The 3,294-nt window shown below is 66.3% G+C and carries 4 protein-coding genes; 2 read left to right on the top strand and 2 right to left on the bottom strand.

The annotated features are described in order from the left end of the window. Nucleotides 1-33: 33 nt before the first annotated feature. A complete protein-coding gene (gene rarD / locus BIS11_RS13505; RefSeq protein ID WP_253418294.1) occupies nucleotides 34-936 on the bottom strand; it encodes an EamA family transporter RarD in 903 nt (300 codons plus the stop codon). 77 nt (nucleotides 937-1,013) lie between these two features. Between rarD and BIS11_RS13500 the strand changes: the two genes are divergently transcribed. Both BIS11_RS13500 and BIS11_RS13495 read left to right on the top strand, forming a co-directional pair. Further along, nucleotides 1,014-1,829 carry an amidohydrolase gene (locus BIS11_RS13500; RefSeq protein WP_253418296.1) on the top strand — a complete coding sequence of 272 codons (816 nt, stop codon included), beginning with the start codon at nucleotides 1,014-1,016 and terminating at the stop codon, nucleotides 1,827-1,829. Further along, a complete protein-coding gene (locus BIS11_RS13495) occupies nucleotides 1,829-2,530 on the top strand; it encodes a pseudouridine synthase (RefSeq protein WP_253418298.1) in 702 nt (233 codons plus the stop codon). Before BIS11_RS13500 ends, BIS11_RS13495 begins: the two co-directional genes overlap by 1 nt. A gap of 85 nt (nucleotides 2,531-2,615) precedes the next feature. Here BIS11_RS13495 and BIS11_RS13490 read toward each other — a convergent pair. Beyond that, a partial coding sequence (locus BIS11_RS13490) for an ATP-binding cassette domain-containing protein (protein ID WP_253586265.1) occupies nucleotides 2,616-3,294 on the bottom strand: 679 nt, incomplete at its 5' end.

The raw sequence follows: 3,294 nt of genomic DNA, 5'->3' as shown, positions 1-3,294 counted from the left end.
TCGGCAGGCGATGCGTCTGCCGAAGCCACCGAGCTAGCCCGCCTGGCGCGGGCGTGACCGCCAGGAGGACCAGGAGTAGAGGCCAAGGCCTGCCCAGATCATGACGAAGGTGACGAGCTGAATGGTGCCCAGCGGCTCGCCGAAGACCACCAGCGCGATCAAGAACTGCATCGTCGGGTTGATGTACATGAGAAACCCGAGGGTCGACAGGCGAAGCCGTCGGGCGGCGCCAGCGAAGGCCAGAAGCGGCAGGGCGGTGGCGACGCCGCAGCTCGCCAGCAGGACGCTCGTCGGCAGGTCCTGCAGAAAGTGCGATGCGCCCTGGGCGCTGATCACGCCAAGGGCCAGCAGCGCCAGCGGCAGTAGCACCAGGGTCTCCACGAAGAGCCCCGACAAGCCGTCCAGGGCGACCTGCTTGCGAAAAAGTCCGTAGCTTCCGAAGCTCAGCGCCAGCAGCAAGCTGATCCAGGGCAGCTCGCCGAGGGTCACAAGCTGGATCAGAATGGCGACGCTGGCAAGCCCGAGCGCGGCGAGCTGGGGCTTGGCCATCGTCTCGCGCAGCACCAGCACCCCGAGTGCGACGTTGATCAAGGGCGTCAGGAAGTAGCCCAGGCTCGCCTGCAGTACCTGGCGGCTCTCCACCGCGTAGATGTAGAGCCCCCAGTTGACCCCGATCAGTACCGCGCAGACCAGCACTCGCCCGAGCCGCTTCGGCGCTTTCAGCGCGTTCGTCACCGGCGCCCAGCGCTTGAGCAGCGTGATCACGCCGACCAGGAAGACGCAGGACCAGAGAATGCGGTGGATCAGCACCTCGAAGGCGGGCACGCCGTCGAACAGCGCGAAGTAGAGGGGAAAGCAGCCCCACATCAGGTAGGCGGTAAGGCCAAAGGTGACGCCCTTGGCGGCTTCCGGATCGCGAGACGGGGACGAGAGCATGACGGCCTCATTATCAAAAAATGCTAATCTAGCACACAACGTCAACACACACCGGTAGAGCGAAAAGGAGACACGGCATGGCCGAGTTGAAGACGAGCCTCATTCAGTGCGACTTGCGCTGGGAGGACCCCCGGGCCAATCATGCGCACCTGGAAACGCTGCTCGGTGAGCTCGACGGGCGCGATACCGACGTCATCGTGCTGCCGGAGATGTTCGCCACCGGTTTCACCATGAACTCCCGCGAAATGGCCCAGCCCATGGCGCAGAGCGAAAGCGTTGCCTGGCTCTTGGAGCAGGCGAAGGCGCGCGGCTGCGTGATGACCGGGAGCGTGGCGATCGTCGATGGGGGCGAGTACTACAATCGCCTGATCTGGGCGACGCCCGAGGGCGAGGTCATCCACTACGACAAGCGCCACCTGTTTCGCATGGCCGGCGAGCACGAGCGCTACGGCATGGGCCGGGAGCGGCGCATCGTCGAGCTCAAGGGGTTCAGAATCCTGCTCAGCGTCTGCTACGACCTGCGTTTCCCGGTCTGGATGCGCCAGCAGCCCGCCGAGGGCGAGCACTTCGAGTACGACGCCATCCTGTGCGTGGCCAACTGGCCGGCCGCCCGGCGAAAGCCCTGGCGAACCCTTCTGCAGGCGCGCGCGGTGGAGAATCTGGCCTACGTGGTCGGCGTGAACCGGGTGGGAGAGGACGCCAAGGGGCTTGGCTACAGCGGCGACTCGCTGCTGGTCGATTTCAAGGGCGAGCCCCTGATCGACCACCCCGCGAACGAGGCTTTCATCGCCACCGGCGTGCTCGACAAGGCCGAGCTCGACGCCTTTCGCGAGAAGTTTCCCGCCTGGCAGGATGCGGACCGCTTCACCCTCGTGCCGGGGGTGGGCCACTGATGCGTCTGGACCGTTTTCTGAGCGAAACCACGCCGCTCACGCGAAGCCTCGCCAAGCGCGCCTTGAAGGGCGGCGAGGTCACCGTCAACGGGGTCGCGGTCAAGCAGGCCGCGACCCACGTGGCCATGGAGGACGAGGTGCGGTTCAACGGCGAGCGCCTGGCGCTGGTCGGGCTGCGCTACGTGATGCTGCACAAGCCGACGGACGTGGAGTGCACCGCGCGGCGCGGGCTCTACCCACGGGCGATCGATTTGATCGACCTGCCCAAGGCCGAGCGCCTGCAGCCGGTAGGGCGCCTGGATGTCGACACCACCGGGCTCTTGCTGCTGACCGATGACGGCCAGTGGTCGCACCGGGTGACCTCGCCGCGCCATCGCTGCGACAAGGTCTACCTCGCCGAGCTGGCCGAGCCGCTGGAAGGCGCGGCCGCCGAGCGCGCCGTGGCGCAGGTGCGCGAGGGCATCCTGCTCGATGACGACGATACGCCGACCGCGCCGGCCACCCTCGAACTGCTCACGCCTACGCAAGCCAGGCTGACCCTGACCGAAGGGCGCTACCATCAGGTCAAGCGCATGTTCGGTGCGCTTGGCAATCGGGTGGTCGCGCTGCATCGACACTCGATCGGCCCCATTGCGCTGCCCGATACCCTGGCACCCGGTGAGTGGCGCGAGCTCAGCGCCGACGAGATCGCCCGCTTCTAACGAGCGAGTTGCCATAATCGAAATTTATACCGTTATCTTGCTTTCAGGCCCCTTCGTTTCGAAGGGGCCTTTTCGTCTTGTCTTGTCAAACGTCGACAGGGGCGAGATGGGCGGCGTCGATCAGCGCGCGGGTATAGGCATGGCGTGGTGAGGAGAGCACCTCGAGACAGTCGCCGTGTTCGACCACCTCGCCCTCCTTGAGCACTATGACCCGATGGGCCATGGCGCGCACCACCGCCAGGTCGTGGCTGATGAACAGGTAGCTCAGCCGGCGCCGGGCCTGAACATCGCGCAGCAGCGCGATCAGCTGCTTTTGTACGGTGCGATCCAGCGCCGAGGTCGGCTCGTCGAGCACCAGTAGCTCGGGTTCCAGGATCAGGGCCCGGGCCACGGCGATGCGCTGGCGCTGGCCGCCGGAGAATTCGTGCGGATAGCGGGCCGCGCAGCTGGCAGGCAGGCCGACCTCCATGAGCGTCTGGTGAACCCGGGTGCTCACTTCGTCGGCGTCGAGCTCAGGGTGGTGAAAGCGCAGGCCTTCGCTGACGATATCGAACACCGACATGCGCGGCGAGAGCGCCCCGTACGGGTCCTGGAACACCATCTGGAAGCGGTGGCGCTGGCGGCGCAGCACGTTGCCGGAAAGCGTGCCGAGCGACGTATCACCCAGGGTGATATCGCCTTGGCTCGGCACCAGGCGCATGATCGCCGAGGCCAGCGTCGTCTTGCCGGAGCCGGACTCGCCGACGATACCCAGCGTCTCGCCC

Origin of the sequence: Halomonas sp. 707D4 (assembly GCF_024158685.1) — a bacterium.
Lineage (GTDB): Bacteria > Pseudomonadota > Gammaproteobacteria > Pseudomonadales > Halomonadaceae > Vreelandella.
The sequence above is the reverse complement of the archived record's forward strand: the minus strand, read 5'-3'. Positions and strand labels throughout refer to the sequence as shown.